Annotated in this window: 20 protein-coding genes; 7 read left to right on the forward strand and 13 right to left on the reverse strand. The window is 60.0% G+C overall.

The features are described 5' to 3' along the window. Positions 1 to 150: 150 nt before the first annotated feature. From VWY34_RS11990 to VWY34_RS12015, 6 genes are all read left to right on the forward strand, one after another. Positions 151 to 1,173 carry an NAD(P)H-dependent flavin oxidoreductase gene (locus VWY34_RS11990; protein ID WP_416544366.1) on the forward strand — a complete coding sequence of 341 codons (1,023 nt, stop codon included), beginning with the start codon at positions 151 to 153 and terminating at the stop codon, positions 1,171 to 1,173. Between the two features lie 92 nt (positions 1,174 to 1,265). Further along, a complete protein-coding gene (locus VWY34_RS11995; protein WP_416548954.1) occupies positions 1,266 to 2,255 on the forward strand; it encodes a phosphotransferase family protein in 990 nt (329 codons plus the stop codon). A gap of 24 nt (positions 2,256 to 2,279) precedes the next feature. Next, positions 2,280 to 3,074 carry an IclR family transcriptional regulator gene (locus VWY34_RS12000; protein ID WP_340545568.1) on the forward strand — a complete coding sequence of 265 codons (795 nt, stop codon included), beginning with the start codon at positions 2,280 to 2,282 and terminating at the stop codon, positions 3,072 to 3,074. A gap of 143 nt (positions 3,075 to 3,217) precedes the next feature. Next, on the forward strand, positions 3,218 to 3,970 hold the full coding sequence (locus tag VWY34_RS12005; protein ID WP_416544367.1) for an enoyl-CoA hydratase/isomerase family protein: 753 nt from the start codon (positions 3,218 to 3,220) through the stop codon (positions 3,968 to 3,970). A 31-nt stretch (positions 3,971 to 4,001) separates the two neighbouring features. Then, positions 4,002 to 5,213, forward strand: a complete 1,212-nt coding sequence (locus VWY34_RS12010; protein WP_416544368.1) for a serine hydrolase domain-containing protein — start codon at positions 4,002 to 4,004, stop codon at positions 5,211 to 5,213. Between the two features lie 78 nt (positions 5,214 to 5,291). Then, positions 5,292 to 6,158, forward strand: coding sequence for an acyl-CoA thioesterase (locus VWY34_RS12015; RefSeq protein WP_340545571.1), 867 nt, complete (start codon positions 5,292 to 5,294; stop codon positions 6,156 to 6,158). An 8-nt stretch (positions 6,159 to 6,166) separates the two neighbouring features. Here the strand turns inward: VWY34_RS12015 and VWY34_RS12020 are convergent, their stop codons facing one another. Then, positions 6,167 to 6,943: an SDR family oxidoreductase gene (locus VWY34_RS12020; RefSeq protein ID WP_416544369.1), complete on the reverse strand. Its 777-nt coding sequence runs from the start codon at positions 6,941 to 6,943 to the stop codon at positions 6,167 to 6,169. Between the two features lie 753 nt (positions 6,944 to 7,696). Beyond that, positions 7,697 to 8,917, reverse strand: coding sequence for an acyl-CoA dehydrogenase (locus VWY34_RS12025; protein ID WP_340545573.1), 1,221 nt, complete (start codon positions 8,915 to 8,917; stop codon positions 7,697 to 7,699). Between the two features lie 102 nt (positions 8,918 to 9,019). Here VWY34_RS12025 and VWY34_RS12030 point away from each other — a divergent pair, with 102 nt between their 5' ends. Next, positions 9,020 to 9,931, forward strand: a complete 912-nt coding sequence (locus VWY34_RS12030) for a LysR substrate-binding domain-containing protein (protein WP_061049308.1) — start codon at positions 9,020 to 9,022, stop codon at positions 9,929 to 9,931. Between the two features lie 74 nt (positions 9,932 to 10,005). On the opposite strand, the gene phoB is transcribed toward VWY34_RS12030, so the two are convergent. The 11 genes from phoB to VWY34_RS12085 all read right to left on the reverse strand — a co-directional run bounded on the left by phoB (position 10,006) and on the right by VWY34_RS12085 (position 20,896). Next, a complete protein-coding gene (phoB, locus tag VWY34_RS12035) occupies positions 10,006 to 10,695 on the reverse strand; it encodes a phosphate regulon transcriptional regulator PhoB (protein WP_061049309.1) in 690 nt (229 codons plus the stop codon). A gap of 2 nt (positions 10,696 to 10,697) precedes the next feature. Next, positions 10,698 to 11,408 carry a phosphate signaling complex protein PhoU gene (gene phoU / locus VWY34_RS12040; protein ID WP_061049310.1) on the reverse strand — a complete coding sequence of 237 codons (711 nt, stop codon included), beginning with the start codon at positions 11,406 to 11,408 and terminating at the stop codon, positions 10,698 to 10,700. A 17-nt stretch (positions 11,409 to 11,425) separates the two neighbouring features. After that, complete coding sequence (gene pstB / locus VWY34_RS12045; RefSeq protein WP_416544370.1) at positions 11,426 to 12,223, reverse strand: phosphate ABC transporter ATP-binding protein PstB; 798 nt, start codon at positions 12,221 to 12,223, stop codon at positions 11,426 to 11,428. A gap of 14 nt (positions 12,224 to 12,237) precedes the next feature. Further along, on the reverse strand, positions 12,238 to 13,617 hold the full coding sequence (gene pstA / locus VWY34_RS12050; RefSeq protein WP_416540171.1) for a phosphate ABC transporter permease PstA: 1,380 nt from the start codon (positions 13,615 to 13,617) through the stop codon (positions 12,238 to 12,240). Next, positions 13,617 to 15,095 carry a phosphate ABC transporter permease subunit PstC gene (gene pstC / locus VWY34_RS12055; RefSeq protein ID WP_340545575.1) on the reverse strand — a complete coding sequence of 493 codons (1,479 nt, stop codon included), beginning with the start codon at positions 15,093 to 15,095 and terminating at the stop codon, positions 13,617 to 13,619. Before pstC ends, pstA begins: the two co-directional genes overlap by 1 nt. 144 nt (positions 15,096 to 15,239) lie before the next feature. Next, positions 15,240 to 16,295 carry a substrate-binding domain-containing protein gene (locus VWY34_RS12060; protein ID WP_340545576.1) on the reverse strand — a complete coding sequence of 352 codons (1,056 nt, stop codon included), beginning with the start codon at positions 16,293 to 16,295 and terminating at the stop codon, positions 15,240 to 15,242. A 223-nt stretch (positions 16,296 to 16,518) separates the two neighbouring features. Beyond that, positions 16,519 to 17,559 (reverse strand): sensor histidine kinase, encoded by a 1,041-nt coding sequence (locus VWY34_RS12065; RefSeq protein WP_340545577.1) that lies wholly within the window; start codon positions 17,557 to 17,559, stop codon positions 16,519 to 16,521. A gap of 49 nt (positions 17,560 to 17,608) precedes the next feature. Beyond that, complete coding sequence (locus tag VWY34_RS12070; RefSeq protein ID WP_416544391.1) at positions 17,609 to 18,766, reverse strand: trans-sulfuration enzyme family protein; 1,158 nt, start codon at positions 18,764 to 18,766, stop codon at positions 17,609 to 17,611. 27 nt (positions 18,767 to 18,793) lie between these two features. Next, positions 18,794 to 19,315: a gamma carbonic anhydrase family protein gene (locus VWY34_RS12075; RefSeq protein ID WP_416538750.1), complete on the reverse strand. Its 522-nt coding sequence runs from the start codon at positions 19,313 to 19,315 to the stop codon at positions 18,794 to 18,796. Then, complete coding sequence (gene gmk, locus VWY34_RS12080) at positions 19,312 to 19,953, reverse strand: guanylate kinase (protein WP_416534934.1); 642 nt, start codon at positions 19,951 to 19,953, stop codon at positions 19,312 to 19,314. Before gmk ends, VWY34_RS12075 begins: the two co-directional genes overlap by 4 nt. A 46-nt stretch (positions 19,954 to 19,999) precedes the next feature. Beyond that, the gene (locus tag VWY34_RS12085; protein ID WP_416544371.1) at positions 20,000 to 20,896 is read right to left on the reverse strand and encodes a YicC/YloC family endoribonuclease; all 897 of its coding nucleotides are present in this window, start codon (positions 20,894 to 20,896) and stop codon (positions 20,000 to 20,002) included. Between the last annotated feature and the right edge of the window lie 71 nt (positions 20,897 to 20,967).

Genomic DNA, 20,967 nt, shown 5'->3' on the forward strand with positions numbered 1-20,967 from the left:
TCATGGTGGCCGAACCCTGGCCGGTGTGACGTCAAGTCTTCTGTGCAGATCTTGCGTTGTCAATGAATTTGCGAAATGCAATTCTGCTCTGCAAACGATCTGTTTTCCAACCGGAAAGCGGCCTGAATTCTGTTGGATAAGGGGCTGGAAATGAATAAAAATTACCTCACCCAGGGTGGGCAGCCTATGCCCGAAGCCCTGCAGGGGCTTGGGCTGCCGTTGATTGGCGCGCCGCTGTTCATCATATCCGTGCCCGACCTCGTCATTGCCCAATGCAAGGCCGGAATCGTTGGGTCCTTCCCGGCGCTGAACGCGCGTGAGGCTGAGGGCGAGCCGCCGCTTCTGGAGGCCTGGTTAAAACAGATCACCGAGGCGCTGGACCGCCATAACCAGGACAACCCGGATCATCCGGCGGCACCCTTTGCGGTCAATCAGATTGTTCACCGGTCAAATACCAGGCTGGAGCGTGATCTTGAGATCTGTCATCGCTGGAAGGTGCCGCTGTGGATCACATCACTGGGGGCTCGACCAGAGGTGAATGAGGTGGCTCACGATTGCGGCGGCATCGTGCTGCATGATGTGATCAACAATCGCTTTGCCCATAAGGCCATCGAGAAGGGCGCAGATGGTCTGATCGCGGTTGCCGCCGGGGCAGGCGGCCATGCCGGGCAGCTGTCGCCGCTGGCGCTGATCAGCGAAATCCGCAGCTGGTTTCACGGCCCCCTTGCGCTGTCGGGAGCAATCGCCAATGGCCGCTCTCTGCTGGCGGCCCGGGCGTTGGGGGCCGATTTTGGCTATGCCGGGTCACCTTTTATCGCCACTGAGGAAGCCAATGCACAGCAGGCGTACAAGCAGATGATCGTCGACAGCAGTGCCGATGATATCGTCTATTCCTCATTGTTTACAGGTGTTTCTGGTAACTACCTGCGTGGTTCCATTCAGAAGGCGGGGCTTGATCCCGACAATCTGGCCAGCGCTGATGCGACGGCGATGAATTTCGCCGGTGGGTCATCCAAGCCCAAGGCCTGGAAGGAGATCTGGGGATCCGGTCAAGGTATCGGGGCGGTCACAGAGGTGCAGCCGGTCGCCACATTGGTTGCGGAGATCGCCGCCGATTACGAGGCCGCGGGCAGAGCGCTGGCGGCAGAGTTTACCACAATCGGAGACGTATAATGGGACGCGGCAGTTCAAACGGCAAAGACCGCAGCGGCTCTGATCGTGAACAAGGCGCAGCGGCGCTGGATTTGCGCGCTATAGAGCATTACATGCGCGGACGGCTGCCGGGCTTTGACGGGCCGGTCACAGCCCGCAAATTCCAGAACGGCCAGTCCAATCCCACCTATCTGTTGTCGACCGATGCGGGGCAATATGTGCTGCGGCGTAAACCACGCGGTGTGCTGCTGAAATCCGCCCATGCGGTCGAGCGTGAGTTTCGTGTTCAGACCGCGTTGCGCAACACCGAAGTGCCGGTCGCCATGATGCATCATCTCTGCGAGGATGATAGCGTCATCGGATCGTCTTTTTACTTGATGGAACATGTGGTTGGGCGGAATTTCTCAGATCCGTCACTGCCGGATCTGTCGCCGACCGAGCGTGGCGCGGTGATGAATGAAATGAGCCGCGTTCTGGCGGCGCTACACGGGGTTGATGTCACCGCTGTCGGTCTGTCCGACTACGGGCCCGAGGGCAATTACTTCACGCGTCAGCTGGCGCGGTGGAGCAAGCAGTATCGCGCCAGCGAGGTTGAAACCATTGCCGAAATGGATGATCTGATCGCCGCGCTGGATGCGCAGATGCCTGCGGATGATGGGCAGCGCGGATTGGTGCACGGTGATTACCGCATCGACAATATGATCTTTGCTGCAGAGGGAACCAACTGTCGTGCGGTGCTCGACTGGGAGCTGTCGACGATCGGCCACCCCTATGCAGATCTCGCCGGGGTCATCATGCAGTGGCAGATGCCACCCGGCCGCGAGGGGCGCGGACTGGCCGGGCTTGACCGGCGCGAGCTTGGTCTGCCATCAGATAAAGCCTTTATTGCAAGCTATTGTAAACGCAGAGATTTGCCCGGAGTTGATAACTTTGGCTATTATCTCTCATTCAGCTTCTTTCGGATGGCTGCGATCCTGCAGGGTGTGCGCAAAAGAGGGCTTGATGGCAATGCGTCAAACCCCGAACATGCAGCGCGACTGGGCGCATTTGTGCCGGAGTTTGCGCGCGCCGGGCTCGCCGCGTTGACGCGTAGTTTTGACTAGGCCAAGCGGCCAAGGGGACAGGGCATGGACAGCAACCACACAGCGTCAGCGGATGCGGAGAAAGACCGCAATTTTGTCACCGCCTTGGCGCGGGGGCTGGATGTGCTGCGTGCGTTTCGGCGCAATGAGCTGGAGCTGACCAACACCGATCTGGCCGACCGCACAGGCCTGCCAAAGCCGACCGTATCGCGGCTGACCTATACCCTGTGCCAATTGGGCTACCTCGTGCAGGATCCGCAGTCGGGGACGTATCGGTTGGGGGCAGGGGTTCTGCGTCTGGGCTATGGCGTGCTGGCGGGAATGGATATCAGCGACCGTGCCTCGCAAATCCTGCGGGACCTGAGGAATGGAGAAAATTCCTATATTACCAGCGCATTAGGCGAAGCACATCATGCTGACGTCATCTATATCGCGGTGCATCGCTCGCGCGAGGATGTCTCGCTTGCGGCACATGTCGGGATGCGTCTGCCGTTGTTTTTCTCGGCCGTTGGCCGCGCCATTCTGGCCGGCATGTCACCCGATCAGCGGACGGAGAGCCTGAAGATCGCCGACGCGCTTGACCCTGAGGGAAAACAGGCGCGGCAGGATTGTCTGGGTCGCGCGCAGGAGGAATATGCGGCACGGGGCTTTTGCACCGGCTATGGCGATTGGCGCGAGGATGTGAACGGTATCGCGGTGCCGGTTGTCTCGCTGAACGGGACACGGGTCTACGGGCTGAATGTCGGTGGACCGTCCTTTCACGTAAGCCGCGCCGTTCTGGAACAGCGCTACGCCGATCAGCTGATTTCTGCTGCCGAAACCTTAAGTATGCGCCCCTAGCGGTAACCCTTTGCCAAAGCGGGGGCGATATAGCTTTATGCGTGGTTTTACGTAGGTCAAAATACTCGACCTCAGTCGGCAAACCACGCATGATATCGCAAACAGCTGGCAGCAGATCGCCAGCCCAAAGGGAAGAGGCAGAGATGACACAGAGCGACTGGTTGTTCCGGCAGTCACATGGGGACGGGGTTGTCGAACTCAAACTATCACGGGCCCCGGTCAATGCGTTGTCGCCCGAGTTCCTGATGGATTTCGCCAATGTAATCAAAGAACTCGGAGAGGACCCTTCCGTCCGTGCGATCCTGTTGACCAGCGCGTTCAAGGTGTTCTCGGCAGGCCTCGATCTGAAAGCCGCGAAGGATTTCGATCTGGCAGGTCAGCGGGCTGCCGTGGATGGGCTGAACGAGGCGTTCCTCGCGCTTTACGCCTGTCCCAAGCCGGTGGTTGCGGCTGTTAATGGTGCGGCGATTGCCGGTGGATTGTTCTTTGTCCTTTGCAGTGATGTGCGTGTCGCCCTGGTTAAATCCAAGTTTGGTCTTGCAGAAGTGCAGGCCGGGGTGGATTTTCCCGTGGCGCCGCTGGAGATCGCCCGGGCAACCCTTAGCCCCAATATTCAGCGGCGTTTGATGCTGACCGGGCAGACCATTGGGCCAATCGCAGCCCGCAACTTTGATATCGTTGATATCATTGCCGATGATGCCGAAGATCTGCTCGGATACGCGCTGAAGGAAGCACGGACACTGGCGGACTTGCCCGCCGGAACCTACAGCGCGATCAAGCAGCAGCTCCGAGGCGAGACGATCGCCAGGATCAAGGCGGCGATGGCAGCGGAATCGGATGATACCCCCTGGTTTACCAGTGAAACCGTGCCAGCGATGACCAGGCTCATCGGCTGAACCTTACCGATATCTGACGACAGGAGCCCCCATGGATGCCGCGCGGTTAGAAAACATCAGAAGATGGCAGCATCGCTATGTCGATCACCGCAAATATGCCGGCAGTTCGCTGCTGATCAACCGCGGCGGCGAAGAATGCTATTTCTACGCAGTTGGTCATCGCAATATCGCCGAAGATCTGCCATTCACCCGCGATACGGTGACACGGATCTATTCCATGACGAAACCGGTCACCTCGCTTGCATTGCTGCTGCTGCTGGAACGCGGTCTGTTACATCTGGATGCGCCGGTGTCGGAATTTCTTCCTGAATTCATTGATATGCACTGTCTTATTGATGGCGCGACCGATATTGACCAGACACAGCCCTGCCGCGCGCCCACGCTGCATGAGCTGCTGACCCATACCAGCGGGTTGAGCTACCCGTTCAATCCGGGCTTGCTGGCAGAAGAAATGTCGAAAACAGATCTGATGTTCAAACCGGATCAGGGGATTCTTGCGACGAAGGTCACGGAACTGGCCTCGCTTCCGCTTGCTTTTGAACCGGGAAAACGTTGGGAATACTCGGTTGGCATTGACGTGATTGGCCGGGTGATTGAGGTTGTAACCGGTGACAGCCTTGCGGCGTTCCTCAAGCGTGAGATATTTGACCCGCTTGGCATGGATCAAACCGCATTTCACACCTTAGCGGAAACCGGTAACCGTCTGGCTTCATTATATTCTCCGCTGAGTGGCGACGCCATGGATTTGAATGGTGCAGAGCAGGGAGACGAAAGTCTGCGGCTGATTGACTGCTACGTCGATACGCCGTTTGGCCGGACCGAGATGCACTCGGGCGGCGGCGGCCTGCTCAGTACGATTGACGACTATATGCGCTTTGTTGAGTTGATCCGGTTGCGTGGGCGGTTGGGGAAACACCATCTGATCAGTCCACAAATCGTTGATTTCATGTGCCAAAACCACCTTCCAGGCGATATTGCGTCGATGGGACCGCAGAGCTTTGCGGAACAGCCGATGGAGGGGATGGGCTTTGGTCTCGGCGGCGCTGTTGTGCTTGATCCGGCGCGGGCGCGATGTCCGGGATCGGTGGGCGATTTCAGCTGGGGCGGTATGGCGTCGACGTTCTTCTGGGTTGACCCGCTGCTGGATCTGAGTGTCGTGTTTTTTACACAGCTGGCACCATCCAGCTCCTATCCGGCACGCGCGGAGCTAAAGGCGCTGGTTCACGGAGCGATAACGGGCTAATCCTGCCTGTCGGCCACGCCATGAGGGCAGGGTGACGCACAGCCGATGACCCGCGCAAAGATCAACAGGACGTAACAAATGCCTGACGCAGCTGAAATTTTGCTCAATCTCCTCGATCTTGAGGAACTGGACCGCAACCTCTATCGCGGAATTGGATCCGGTGGTGAGACGCCGACCCGGATTTACGGTGGTCAGGTTATCGCTCAGGCTCTGATGGCCGCTTATGCGACAGTGCCGGATCGTCTGTGCCATTCGCTGCACGCATATTTCATCCGTCCGGGCGATCCGTCAAAGCCGGTGATTTACGCGGTGGATCCGGCGCGGGATGGCGGCAGCTTTACCACCCGGCGGGTCACCGCCTTGCAGAATGGCAAGCAGATCCTGAATCTCGCGGCGTCCTTTCACATTGATGAACCGGGCTGGGAACATCAGCATGAGATCCCGGAGGTAAAGGCCCCCGATGCGCTGGTATCTCGTGACGTGTTGCTACGTGAGCTTGCCGAAACGCTGGATGGCCGACTGCGCGTAGAATTTTCCCGAGAACGCCCGTTCGAAATCCGCGATGTTGAGCCGCGCGATCCGATCAATCCCGGTAAATGCAGTGATATCAACCATATGTGGGTCAGGATGAAAGCCGCCAAGGACGCCAGCCCGCAGCTGCAACATGTGCTGATGGCCTATGTCTCTGACTATGGTTTGCTGGGCTCGGCGCTGCGTCCGCATGGTCTGAGCTTTGTAAAGGGACAGGCGATGACGGCCAGTCTCGATCACGCGATGTGGTTCCATGGACCGGTGAAATTCGACGACTGGCATCTCTATACGATGGATTCACCCTTTGCCGGAGGCGGCCGCGGCTTCAATCGCGGATCTATCTTCACGCAGGATGGCCGTTTGGTGGCGAGCGTCGCTCAGGAAGGTCTGATGCGGCCCATCGCCAAATCCTGATGCAGCCATTATTCTGAGTTCGGGGCGTCGAACTTGTCGCGCAACCGCTGCATACCGGTGATCCAGCGTCCAGTATCGGCGGCCTTGGCCTGGATGTAGCTTGCCACCGTTGGGTGTGGAAGCACGAGAAATGTTTCGTTCTCAATGGCTTCTACGCAGATCTTTGCGACGTCCTCGGCGGTGATCATACCGTCTACAGCCGCAGCGCTATGTTCCAATCCTTCGGTCATGGCAGTTTTCACCGCTTGCGGACAAACGACGGAAACACCGATCCCTTGGTCGCCATGGGTGATCGCCAGCCATTCTGAAAACCCCACGGCGGCATGTTTGGTAACCCCGTAGCTGGCGGCGCCGATCTGGTTCAGCAAGCCGGCCGCCGAGGCGACATTCAGGAAATAACCGCCGCCACGTTCGAGCATACTTGGCACGAGATGCCGGGCGGCGGAAACATGCGCCATTACGTTTACATCCCAGCTGCGCTGCCAATCCGCAAGGGAGGTCTCGAGGCCGCCGATCCTGAGAATTCCTGCGTTCGAACAGAAAACATCAATCGGGCCGATATCGCGCTCGATCGCCTCGATCATCTGCGCCATGGCCTGGTCTGATCCGACATCCACGGCAAAGGCGCTGCCACCAACATCATCGGCAGTATGCTGGGCACTGGCGCCATCAATATCGGCACAGATGATGTGCCGTGGGCCGTGCTTGGCGATCGTCAGCGCCAAAGCCCGCCCGATACCTGTAGCGGCGCCTGTGATAACAATTGTTTTGCCTTGCAAATCCATTTGGGCCTCAGCTGTCGTTGGAACATATGCTGTGCAACTGTTCGATGTTGCGGCCAAGCCTGCAACAGTGACGCTGCATCATGTAAATTATACATAATACTGATTACAGGTGTTATATGTCGGTCCTACCACCCGTCGTACACCACGGGTATTCTGATTTTACCGCTTGTTCATGGAAGTTGATCCATCTGGCAGATTTGCGCCTGCCAATATGCAGAACTTCATGGACGCTTGGTAGGATTGGCCTGGCCATCGGAGGTTACGCTGGCCCGGGTTTGCATGTCAGCAATGGGATTAACCCGCCGCCAGACGGATTTTGCCCTGATCTGGCATTGGTGTTTTGCAGCGGCGCAGGTCGATGACGGTTATTACCCATTGCAACACCCCTGTGCAAAAATCTCGGTGCCCGCACCCGCCTGGTCGCTCTGGACTGCACCGCTTCATGAACGCGTTAACCCACTTGCGCGCGGAGCCGTGTGTTTTGCAACGAAAGACCGGATTTGTCACGTCTTTCCCTTTAACCTTTCGGCGTGCGACAGAGGGATGCTCGCCCAGCAAAGAGCGGTCAGAATCTTTGCGCGGATAAAGCGATGTCCATGATTTGCGTTTTTGCAAATCGGCCCTGCAGAAATATCAGTGTCTGGGCGTTGATTAACGCGTGCCTCCAGTCATCTCTGATTTACGATGTTAACGAAAAAGCGCACCGTTGTCAGACAACGATGCGCTTTTTAAACGTTTTGTTATGCGATCTGTTTAGAAAAACGCCTGCAGACCGGTTTGGGCGCGGCCCAGGATCAGGGCGTGGACGTCATGTGTGCCCTCATAGGTATTCACCGTTTCGAGGTTCACCATATGTCGGATGACGCCAAACTCGAGGCTGATGCCATTGCCACCGTGCATGTCACGGGCGTTGCGGGCGATCTCAAGCGCCTTGCCGCAGTTGTTGCGCTTGACGATGGAAATCATCTCAGGCGCTGCATTGGCTTCGTCCATCAGGCGGCCAACCCGCAATGAGGCCTGGAGCCCAAGGGTGATTTCGGTCTGCATATTGGCGAGTTTCAGCTGGAACAACTGGGTGTTGGCCAGCGGGCGGCCAAACTGCTTGCGATCCAGACCGTATTGACGGGCGGCGTGCCAGCAGGCCTCTGCCGCACCCATCGCCCCCCAGCTGATGCCATAGCGCGCGCGGTTCAGACAACCGAACGGACCTTTCAGCCCCTCGACATGCGGCAGCAGCGCGTCGTCGCCGACCTCGACGCCATCCATGACGATTTCGCCGGTGATCGACGCGCGCAGCGACGCCTTGTTGGCGATCTTGGGAGCCGAAAGCCCCTTCATGCCTTTTTCCAGAACAAACCCGCGGATCTTGCCGCCGTGGGCCTCGGACTTGGCCCAGACCACAAAGACATCGGCGATGGGCGCGTTGGAAATCCACATCTTGGACCCGGTCAAACGATACCCGCCATCGGTTTTCTCGGCCCGGGTTTTCATGCCGGCGGGATCCGAGCCCGCATCGGGTTCGGTCAGGCCAAAGCAACCGATCCACTCACCGGAGGAGAGTTTGGGCAGGTATTTCTGGCGCTGTTCTTCGCTGCCATATGCGTAAATGGGATACATCACCAGCGAGCTCTGCACCGACATCATCGAGCGGTAACCGCTGTCAACGCGCTCGACCTCGCGTGCAACCAGACCGTAGGAGACATAACCTGCACCAAGGCCGCCGTATTGTTCCGGAATGGTGGTGCCGAGCAGACCCATCTCGCCCATCTCGCGGAAGATCTCGGGATCGGTTTCCTCGTTTTCATAGGCACTTAGCACCCGAGGCTGAAGTTTTTCCTGAGCATACGACCGCGCGGAAGCTGCGATCATGCGTTCATCTTCGCCCAGCTGATCATCCAGACGCAGCGGGTCTTCCCAGTTGAACTGGCCGAGATCCGGGGCATCTTTGGCGCGCAATGCGGGTTTTTCGGTCATTTGTCATCACCTTCCTGATCCAAAACTTGCCGCCGACCTTAACCTTGCGGTAAGAGGAATGACAGCGACAGAACCACAAGCAAACATTACAAAAGCTCATAGATGGCCACGCCGAGACGCTTTCTCCCCTCAATTGCCGCGCTGCGCGCGCTGGAAGCGCTGGACCGACTGGGCAGCGCCTCTGCCGCGGCGGATGAATTGGCTCTGACGCAAGGCGCTGTCAGCCGCCAACTGCAGGCGCTGGAACGACAATTGGGCGTGGATCTGGTGCGGCGGGACCAGAAGCGGCTCATGCTCTCGGCAGAAGCGCAGACTTACGCCGCCGAAATACGTCAGGCGCTCAATCAGATCGCGCAATCGACGTTGCGGGTTCAGGCCGCGCCGTTGGCCGGCACGCTCAACCTGGCCATTCTGCCGGCCTTTGGGATGCGCTGGCTGATGCCGCGCCTGCCGGAATTCGCCCGGCTGCACCCGGATGTGACCATCAATATGTCGACCCGGCTTGAACCGTTTAATTTTGTCAGCGAAGGCTTTGATGCGGCGATACATTTTGGCACTGCTGACTGGCCCGGAACTGACGCGCTGCTGCTGAAGCACGAACAGATGTTGCCAGTCTGCGCGCCGGAGCTTCTAAACGGTCGGCAGATCGAGACCGCGGGAGATATCACCGCCCTGCCCCTGTTGCATATCCAGACCCGTCCAAAGGCCTGGCAGCAATGGTTTGAGACCCATGATATCGCGTTGAAGGATGGATTATCCGGTACCATGTATGACCAATTCGCAACCATTACCCAGGCTGCACTGCATGGGCTTGGGGTGGCTTTGATGCCGGATTATTTGGTGGAGCAGGATCTCGCAACGGGGCGTCTGGTGGCGCTCTACCCGACAGCAACCGAGAGCAAGGGCGCCTATTATCTGGTCTGGCCAGAGGCCCGGTCAAAGGATCCCGCCCTGATCAAGTTCCGCAACTGGCTGGCTGGTCAGGCGCAGCCGGAAGACCCGTTGCCGCGATAGATCGGCTGATCAATCCAGCGAAGCGCGGCCCCGAGCAATCCCGCAAGCCGCATATTTTTCAAGTAGTTAGGTTGCTACCCTAACGCGTAGCCCGCGCCACGGACCGTCCGCACCGGGTCAGATCCGCCGTGTTGGGTCAGCGCCTTGCGCAGCCGGCCGATATGGACATCGACGGTGCGTGTATCGACATAGATATCGCGTCCCCAGACCCGGTCCAAGAGCTGCTCGCGGCTCCAGACCCGGCCCGGTTTCTCCATGAAGGTGGAGAGCAGGCGAAACTCGGTCGGGCCAAGTTTGAGCGGCGCTTCGGCCCGGCTGACCTTATGAGTCTCGGCGTCCAGCACGATATCGTCAAATTCCAGCCGCACCCCGACGGTCGAGGGGCGCACCCGCCGCAACTGCGTGCGCACGCGGGCCATCAGTTCGATCACCGAATAGGGCTTCACCACGTAATCATCGGCGCCGGTTTCCAGTCCGCGCACCTTGTCGACCTCTTCCGAACGGGCCGACAGCATTATGATCGGAATGTTCCGGGTTTCGGGGCGCGACTTCAGCCGACGGCAGACTTCGATGCCGCTGAGATTGGGCATCATCCAATCGAGCACGATGATATCGGGCATGTCCTCTTCGACAACCAGCAGCGCCTCTTCGCCATGTTCGGCGCGCAGCACACGAAACCCGTCGGCCTCAAGATTATAGGAAAGAACCTCGCGTTGGGCCAATTCGTCCTCGACCACCAGAACGGTGGGTTGGTCGGCAGCCATGGTCAGACCTCCTGCGGCACAGAGGATGTTGTGTCGGCTTTCTGCCGGTCATCCTCGGGCTTGTCGCCGGTCACCAGATAGACCACCTGTTCGGCAATCGAGGTGACATGATCGCCCATGCGCTCGACGTTCTTGGCGATAAAATGCAGGTGCATACAGGGGGTGATGTTGCGCGGGTCTTCCATCATGAAAGTGAGGAATTCGCGGAACAGCGCGTTGTACATCTGATCGACGTCTTTGTCGCGGGCGATCACGTCCTGCGCCAGTTCCACGTCGCGCTGGATGTAGGAATCCAGCGCGTCCTTCAGCATCAGCTCGACCTCGCGCGCCATACGGCGCATGGCGGCGGCGCTCTCAGAGACGCTGGGCCCCTGCGCCAGAACGGCGGTGCGTTTGGCAATGTTCTTGGCATAATCGCCGATACGTTCGAGATTGCCGGAGATTTTCATCACCGACAGCACCAGCCGCAGATCGACCGCAGCAGGCGCGCGGATGGCGATGACGCGGGCGGCTTCTTCGTTGATCAGCTCTTCCAGCCCGTCGATGGCCTTGTCGCCGTTGCGCACCTGCTGGGCGAGCTCTTCGTCGCGGGTTTCGAGTGCACGAGCGGCGTCCATGATGGCGGCCTCGACAAGGCCCCCCATTTTCATGATCTGCGCCTGAATGGCTTCCAGATCCCGGTCGAAGGCGGATGCGATATGTTGCTCTGGCATGTCTTTGGTCCTCACGATCAGCCGATGCGGCCGGTGATATAGCTTTCGGTGCGGGGATCTTCGGGATTGGTAAAGATCTGGCCGGTCGCGCCAAACTCCACCAGGTTGCCGAGGTGGAAGAAGGCGGTTTTCTGGCTGACGCGCGCGGCCTGCTGCATCGAGTGGGTGACGATCACCACCGAATAGCTGTTGCGCAGCTCGTCGATCAGCTCTTCGATCTGGGCGGTTGCAATCGGGTCCAGCGCCGAACATGGCTCATCCATCAAGAGCACTTCCGGCTCCGTCGCGACGGCGCGCGCAATGCACAGGCGCTGCTGCTGGCCACCGGACAGACCGGTGCCGGGCGCGTCCAGGCGATCCTTCACCTCATCCCAGATGGCGCCACGGCGCAGGGATTTCTCGACGATCTCGTCCAGCTCGGCCTTATTGGCGGCCAGGCCGTGAATGCGCGGGCCATAGGCAACATTGTCGTAGATCGACTTGGGGAACGGGTTCGGCTTCTGGAACACCATGCCAACCTTGGCGCGCAGCTGCACAGGGTCGACGCGATTGTCGTAGATATCCTCGCCGTCGATCGAGATATCACCGGTCACGCGGCAGATGTCGATGGTGTCGTTCATCCGGTTCAGGCAGCGCAGGAACGTGGATTTGCCGCAGCCCGACGGACCGATAAAGGCGGTGACGGTGTTGTCTTCGATCTCGACGTTCACGTCCTTGATCGCGTGGGCCTCGCCGTAATAGACATTCACATTCTTGGCGGCGATCTTGGTTTTTTCTGTGTGCACGTCTCTGTCCAATGCAGTCATCTGGTTCATTTCGGCTGCCCCTCTTACCAGCGGCGTTCAAAGCGGCGGCGCAGGATCACGGCCACTGTGTTCATGGTCACGAGGAAGATCAACAGGATGATGATACCGCCCCAGGCGCGTTCGTAAAATGCCGGATCGGCACGTTTTGCCCATTCGTAGATCTGCGCGGGCATGGCGGAATTTGGCGCCAGCAGGCCGTCGGCAATGGTTTCCGGCGCGTTGGAGGCGATGAAGCCCACCATGCCGATCAGCAGCAGCGGTGCGGTCTCGCCAAGGGCCTGCGCCAGCCCGATGATGGTGCCGGTGAGGATCCCCGGTGCCGCCAGCGGCAGCACATGGTGGAACACCGCCTGCATCCGCGAGGCCCCCACTCCCAGCGCCGCGTCGCGGATCGACGGTGGAACAGCCTTCAATGCGGCGCGGGTGGAGATGATCACCGTCGGCAGGGTCATCAGCGTCAGCACCAGACCGCCGACCAGCGGTGCCGACATCGGCAGGTGCATGTAGTTGATGAACACCGCAAGGCCAAGAATACCGAACACGATGGACGGCACCGCCGCGAGGTTGGAGATATTCACCTCGATCACGTCGGTGAGCCAGTTCTTCGGTGCAAATTCTTCAAGATAGATCGACGCGGCTACGCCAATCGGCAGCGCCAGCGCGAGCACCACCAGCATCATGAACAGCGACCCCATCATCGCAACCCCCATGCCCGCGGCTTCGGGGCGCGCGTCAGACGCATCCGCACCGGTGATGAAATCCAGGTTAAAGGTCTTGGCCACGATCCCCGCCGCAACCAAGGCATCGACCAGATCCAGCTGTTCGGAGGAAATGCTCTTGTCGTTGGCGATGCTGTCGCGGCTGACCCGGCCCTTGAGGTAGCCGTCGACACGGCTGGAGGCGAGGAAGCGGAACGCAACCGTTTCCCCAATCTGGTCGGGGTTGGCCAGCACAAAGCTGCGCAGCTGCGCGGCGGCGTCCTTGGACAGGAGGCCCGCCAGTTCCTTGGGCTTGAGACCGGTTTGGATGCCAAGCTCGGCCACCTTGGTTTCCATCGCGTTCTTGATCAGCGGCGCGTAGCCAAAGGTGGTCACCTTCTTGATGGCCTCCAGATCACGGGTGCCGGATTTGTCGAGCTTGCTTTCCAGCAGCTCCACCTCAAGCGTGATGAAAGTCTGTTGAAAGGCACCGGTGCCCCGGCTGACGATGGTGAACACCAGCACAGCGAGCATCAGCAGGCCAACCGCGATTGCGGCCATGCCATAGCCGCGAAAGCGGCGCTCGGCGGCGTTGCGCTTGCGGGTGCGATCCGATTGCTGCAACAGCGAGCCTGCATGGCGCCGTTCGGCACCAGCGTTTGGCCCAGGAGTGTTTCCCGGAGTGTTTTGGCTGATATCGGTCATTAGTCGTACTGCTCCCGGTATTTGCGCACGATATAGAGCGCCAGGACATTCAGGCCGAGGGTCAGCACGAACAGCGTGAGCCCCAGAGCAAAGGCAACCAGCGTTTCGGGGCTGGCAAAATCCGTATCACCCGTCAGCTGGCTGACAATACGGGTGGTGATCGTGGTCATTGATTCCAGCGGGTTGAGCGAGAACTTGGCAATCGCCCCTGCCCCCATCACGACGATCATCGTCTCGCCAATGGCGCGTGAGGCCGCCAGCAGCACCGCGCCGACGATGCCCGGCAGCGCCGCCGGCAGGACCACCTGGCGGATGGTTTCCGATTTGGTGGCGCCAAGCCCGAGCGAGCCATCACGCATCGCCTGCGGCACTGCGTTGATAATGTCGTCAGAGAGCGAGGAAACAAAGGGGATCAGCATGATGCCCATCACCAGTCCGGCGGTCAGCACCGAGGTCGCACCACTCATCCATTCGACGCCGAGCAGACCATCCTCACCCTGGCCAAAGACCTTGACCAGCAGCGGACCAACCGTCAGCAGCGCAAACAGGCCGTAAACGATGGTCGGAATACCTGCGAGGATTTCCAGCAGCGGTTTGGCAAATGCGCGCGTGGTGCTTCCGGCGTATTCTGAGAGGTAGATGGCGGCAAACAGGCCCACAGGCACCGCGACAGCAAGGGCGATTGCAGAGATATAAAGCGTACCCCACAGCAGCGGCAGGATCGACAGATCGCTGTCGCCGCGGAAATTTGGCGCCCATGTGGTGCCAAAGAAGAAATCTGACCAGGCGTGAAGGCCAAAGAAGTTGATGCTCTCAAACAGCATCGAGAAAACGATACCGACCGTGGTCAGGATCGCGAGGCTGGCCGCCAGAACCAGCAGTGCCATGATCCCCTGTTCCACCACATTGCGGGCGCGGAAATCCTTATGCGTGCGGCCATAGGCCCAGGCAAAGCCGACAATCGCCAGAAGACCGACGATCACCGACATGATGATCTGGCCTTTGTTTGACTGGCTGCGATAGCTCTGGGCCGCGCTCAGAACCTCCGGGCGGACTTCAGACCCGAGGGCGACGCCGATGTCGCCGAGGCGGGCACGAATATCCGTTTCACCGCTGTCGAGGCTGCGCGCCTCATCCGGCGAGAGCAGCCCCTGCGCCACCGCCTGATCCAGCCCGTCGGCAAGACGGCGCACGTCGCTCATCACCAGACCCAGAGTGGAGTTCTCCGGCACCATCTCGGCGGGGATCATCGCCGAGACGCGATTTTCGATCACCATGGGCTGGGCCAATGTCCAGATCGCCAACACGGCAAGGGCAGGCACCAGCGCGCTGAAGGCCACGTTGTGACCATAGTAGGCCGGCAGGGAATGCAACGCCTTGGCGTCGCCCCCGGCCGAAGCAAGCGCACGCTTGCGCCCAAGCACAAAGCCCAGCCCCGAAAGGGCGATCAGGGCAATAACGAGCCAGACTGTCGGCATCAGCTACTCCGTTTGAGTGGGGCGGAAACTCCGCTCCTGCGGCGTCGGACGCGCCGACATGCAGGGGTATTTCATTTGGTGGTCGTGAAATGGGCCGGGGCAACCCTAGATGCCCCGGCCCGTTGTCTCATTCTGGCCGAGCGATCAGGAATTGCCGCCCATGACCTCTTCTTCGGAAACCACGGCTTGTGTCTTGCTCAGCTCGGGGTCGGCAACCAGACCGTATTCCGCCAGCGGGCCATCGGGACCGGCAACTTCATCGGCGACGAAGAATTCAGCATATTCCTTCAGGCCGGGGATCACGCCGATATGGGCTTTCTTCACGTAGAAGAACAGCGGACGCGATACCGGGTATTCCCCTTCGGCAATGCTCTCGGTGGTGGGAACCACGCCGGACATGGTGGCAACCTGCAGCTTGTCGGTGTTGTTCTCGTAGAACGCCAGACCAAAGACCCCGATACCGTCCTTGTTGGATTCAATCCGCGCCAGGGTCTCGGTGTAGTCGCCGTCGATGTCCACCGACACACCATCGGTGCGCAGCGAGATGCAGGCTTTCTCGGCGGCTTTCTTCTTGGCCTTGTCGCTGTCGCCTTCGGCGTGGGCCAGCAGGTGTTCGAATGCGCCGGTGGCTTCACAGCCCGCCAGGATCACCTTGTCTTCGAAGACTTCACGGGTGCCGTGCTTGGTGCCGGGGATGAAGGCCTGGATGTTCTGTGCCGGGAAGGCGCTGTTGACGTCGGCCCAGGTCTTGTTCGGGTTGGCGACCATTTTGCCATCAACCAGGATTTCGTCGGAGAGCGCCAGGAACCAGTCGGTCGGCGTGTATTCAAAGGCGTTGCCCTTGATGTCATTGGCAAACACGATGCCGTCATAGCCGATCTGAACTTCGATGATATCGGTCACGCCGTTTTCGGCGCAGGCCTTGATTTCCTTGTCCTTGATGCGGCGCGATGCGTTGGCCACGTCGATGGTGTTTTCACCAACACCTTCGCAGAACCGCTTGAGGCCAGCCGAGGACCCACCGGATTCGACAACCGGTGTCGGGAAGTCGAAGTTCTCGCCGAAGGCTTCGGCCACGATGGAGGCATAGGGCAGAACGGTCGAAGAACCGGCAACCTGAACCTGATCGCGCGCTGCCGCAGCAGTGGCAGAAACAGCCGAAATGGCCAGGGCGGATGCGGTGAGTTTCACAAAGGACATCTGTGTCTCCTTGGGTGTCAATTTTCAGGATCATCCCGTGATGATCTTGCGCCCTCACCTAAGGGCGGCGCGTGAGCCTTTTGTGACAGCTATGTAACAGCTGTATGACAAACCCGGATTTCTGGCGGATTTTTGTGACAAAACGCTCCGGGTGCCCCGGTTTTTGTTAATCGCTGGCGGCTGTTGGCGCGGCTTAGGCGACATCGGCGCCCCGGTGGCCGGCTCAGCGCGGCAGGATGACGGTAAAGACGGTGCCAGTGGCGGCGCTGCTTTCAACCCGCAGGCGGCCGCGATGGCGGTTGACGATATGTTTGACAATCGCCAGCCCCAGACCGGTGCCGCCCTGCTCTCGGGATCGGTGGGTATCCACCCTGTAGAACCGTTCGGTCAGGCGCGGCAGATGCACGGGGTCTATCCCGCTGCCATTGTCAATTACCTCGACCCTGACAGCAGCGGCGCGGACCGCTGGATCACGATCACGGGTCCGCAACCGCAGCGTGACGTGATCACCGCCATATTTGATCGCGTTCTCAACCAGATTGGTGAAGACCTGCTGCAACTGGTCTGGATCGCCGGTAACGGCGGTTGGCGTCTCCGGTATGTCGAGCGTCAGCTGCACCTCGGCGGCCTCTGCAACCGGCTCCAGCGATTTCAGGGTCGAGGCCAGATGAGCGCCGAGATCCAGTTGTTCGCGCGGGCGCACCCGCTCCTCGCTTTCGACCCGGTTCAGCGACAGAAGATCACCAACCAGCCGGTTCATCCGATTGGCTTCATCCTGCATGATCTGCAAAAACCGATCCCGTGCCGCAGCATCATCGCGTGCAGGACCGCGCAGCGTTTCGATAAACCCCATAAGCGCAGTGAGCGGCGTACGCAGTTCATGGCTGACATTGGCGACAAAATCACGCCGCATCTGGCTCGCCTGCTCGCGCTCGGTGATATCCGTGAGGCTGATCAGCGCCGCGCCGCCATTCACGGCGCCGATGCCCGGCACATAGCGCAGGGCCACCTCAAACGTGGTGTCCTGTGCGCCATCATTGGACAGGTGACGCGCGGTTTTGGCGCTGCGGTCGTAAAGGCAGCTTTCGATCGCCGTGGCCACATTGGGCTGGCGCAGGATGGTGGCGAAATGGCGCCCGACCAGATTGGCGCCCAGCAGCGTGGTCGCCGCCGCATTTGCGGCGATGAACCTTTCGCTTTGATCGACCAGCACAGCTGGCAATGGGATGGCCTCCATGAAACCGTTAATCAGATCGTCAGTCATGTGCCCCTCGCGTTTTAGCTGTGCCGGCCGTGTTACAAATCAATTGTAACTATGACATGGCAGCCGCGACCGCTTCGGTGAAGACAGCGCAGAGCGTTGCCGGATCCTCAAGCCCGACCGAGACGCGGAAGAACCCTTCGCTCAGCCCCAGTTTTGCGCGATCCTCCGCGCTGAGGGCGCGGTGCGAGGAAGAGGCCGGATGCGACAGCGTTGTGCCCACATCGCCAAGGGTCGGGGCAAAGTTCAGCCCATCTGCCGCCCGGGTAAAGGCATTGGCGGCAGCGCGCCCGCCCTCAAGCTCGAAGCTGACCATATTGCAGCCCCTGCCCTCCAACAGCGCCATTGCGCGCTCGTGATCGGGATGATCCTTGCGGGTCGGGTAGATCACCCGCTTCACCCCCGGCAGCCCCGCCAGATGGTCCGCCAGCGTCACCGCCGTGGCCTGCGCGCGTTCAAACCGCAGCTCGAACGAGAGCATACCGCGTTCGGCGAGCCAGCAGTCGAACGGGCTGGGCGTCATGCCGGTGGTCACCACATAGACGCTGAGACGGGTGTTGATCTCAGGATCCTTGGCCACGACATAACCGAGCATCACATCGGAATGGCCGGCCAGCAGCTTGGTGATTGAATGGATGACGATATCGGCGCCGTGGTCAAAGGGACGAAAGCCCCGCGGCGTGGTAAAGGTATTGTCCACCACCAAGAGAATATCGCGATCCTTGCAGAGCCGGGCCAGCCCGTCGATATCGGCGACGGCAAGCGTCGGGTTTGATACCGCCTCGACCAGGATCATCTTGGTTTCGGGGCGGATCGCGGCCTCCACTGCGGCCACATCACCGGGATTGGCCAAAGTGGTTTCAATGCCCAGACGCGGCAGATCCTCGGCCATCAGGCGCATCGACCGCCCATAGAGCTGATTGCCGCCAATCACGTGATCGCCGGTTTTCAGCAGGCCCAGCAGAACGGCCGAAACCGCCGCCATGCCGGAGCCGGTCACGACACCGCCGGGCATACCTTCCATCGCATCCAGCCGTTTGGCGACCACATCGGCATTGGGATGGCCTTCGCGGGAGTAGGTATAGCCGTGCACCCGCCCTTCGTACTGGTCATCAAGCGCATCTGGCGTTTCGCTGGCATAGACCACCGACGGGCTGAGCGGTGTCACAACCGGATGGCTCGCGCTGAAGGGCAAGGGATCTGGCCGCATCAGCGACCCTTTGGAATTTCTCACGTGTCAGACCTCTGTCAGTTCGTTGCGAAAACGACGCATGTTTTCCTGGTAGTGCTCAGCGCTCTGGCGCAGCGACTGCACCAGAGCCTCGTCAACATCCCGGACAATCTTGCCGGGTGCGCCCATGACCAGAGAGTTATCTGGGATTTCTTTATTCTCTGTGATCAGGGCGCCCGCACCGATCAGGCAGTTCTTGCCGATCCTGGCACCGTTCAGAATGGTCGCACCCATTCCGATCAGGGAGTTGTCGCCGATGGTGCAGCCATGCAGCATTACCTTGTGGCCGATGGTACAGTTTTCACCAATGGTCAGCGGGTAGCCTGCGTCAATGTGCATGACGCAGTTTTCCTGCACGTTGGAGCCGCGACCGATACGGATCTCTTCGTGATCGGCCCGGATGGTGGTGCCAAACCAGACCGAGGCCCCCTCCTCCAGCACCACAAGGCCAATCAGGTTGGCGTCGGGCGCGACCCAGGTGTCGGCGTGGATGTTCGGGGTCTTGTCGCCCAGGGCATAGATGGTCATGACAGCTCCTCAAATTCGCTTTGCAGGCCGCGCACATGGTCCATCAGATGGGGCTGCTGGATCCGGCGCAGGCGGGTGGCGGTGATAATTGTCTTCAGCTGTGTTTCGGTTGCGTCGAGGTCATCGTTAATCAGCACGTGGTCATAGCTGCCCCAGTGGCTGATCTCGTCCCAGCTTTTCTCCATCCGGCGGGTGATCGTAGCGGCATCGTCCTGCGCCCGGCTTTCCAGACGACGGCGCAACTCCAAGATCGAGGGGGGCAGCAGGAAGATCGACAGCGTGTGCTGGCCCAGATCCGAGTTGCGGATCTGCTGGGCGCCCTGCCAGTCGATATCAAAAAGCACGTCGCGCCCGCTATCAATCGCCGCCTTTACCGGCCCCTTGGGCGAGCCGTAGAAATTGCCGAACACATGAGCGTGTTCCAGCATGTCGCCTTCGCTCACCGCAGTTTTGAAGGCATCGGTGGTGATAAAATGATAGTCCTGCCCATCCACCTCGCCCGGGCGCGGGTTGCGCGTGGTGGCGGAGACGGAGAATTCGATGCTGGGATCCCAGGACCGCAGTCGTTTTGCCAATGTGGATTTCCCGGCCCCCGAGGGCGAAGAAAGGATGATCAACAGGCCGCGCCGATCTGCCATGGCGTGCTCTCCTTATGTCTTATGACGTTGTTGTTATTCTGTGTCGTTATTCGATGTTCTGGACCTGCTCGCGCATCTGGTCGATCACCGCCTTCAGCTCAAGCCCGACCGCCGTCAGATCGCTGTTCTGTGCTTTTGCGCAGAGTGTGTTGGCCTCGCGGTTGAATTCCTGCATCAGGAAATCCAGTTTGCGCCCGACCGCCCCGCCCTTGGCCAGAAGGTCACGCGCTGCCGCAACATGGGCGGTGAGCCGGTCCAATTCTTCGGTGACGTCGGATTTCACCGCCAGAAGCGCCAGTTCCTGTGCCAGACGGGTTTCATCGACGCCGTCGCTGTTGTCCAGAACCCGCGCAAGATTGGTCCGCAGGTTTGCGGCAACCTCATCCTTGCGCGCCTCGGCGCGGCGTGCGGCCTCATCGCGCAGCGTGCTGATCTGGTCCAGTTGGTCCATCAGCACGGTCTTCAGCGCGGCGCCCTCGCTGGCGCGCATGTTAACAAAGTCGGACAGGATTGCGGCGAAATCTGCGCTCAGTGCCGCCACGATCGGGGCGGGATCATCGGCACTGCTGGCCTGCTCCAACACGCCGCGCTGCGCCAGAAGATCGGCCGCCGTGGTCTGTGCCAGCACAATGCCGACAGCATCAGCCTGACGCTCCACCTCGGCAATTGCCTGCAACAGCGATGCCAGCGCCGGCTGGTTGATCTCAAGCGCGCTTGCGGCGGCTTCGCTGCGGCTGATGCGCAGGGTCATGGAGACGTTGCCGCGCGACAGCGCCTTGCTCAATTGGCCACGCAGGTTGGTCTCAAGCCCCTCCAGCCAGTCCGGAATGCGCAGCCGCAGATCCAGCCCCTTGGCGTTGACCGAGCGCAATTCGCACGACCAGCTATGGGCGCCGATGCTGCCCTGTCCCGCTGCAAAGCTCGTCATTGAATGGATGGTCATGTCCTGCTGCCCTCCGAGGCGCCCAAGGCGCAGTTTTGCGTGGTCAAAGGTTTACAAACGGGCAGCCGACA

The organism is Phaeobacter sp. JH20_02 (genome assembly GCF_048056915.1).
Taxonomy (GTDB): Bacteria; Pseudomonadota; Alphaproteobacteria; order Rhodobacterales; family Rhodobacteraceae; genus Phaeobacter; species Phaeobacter bryozoorum.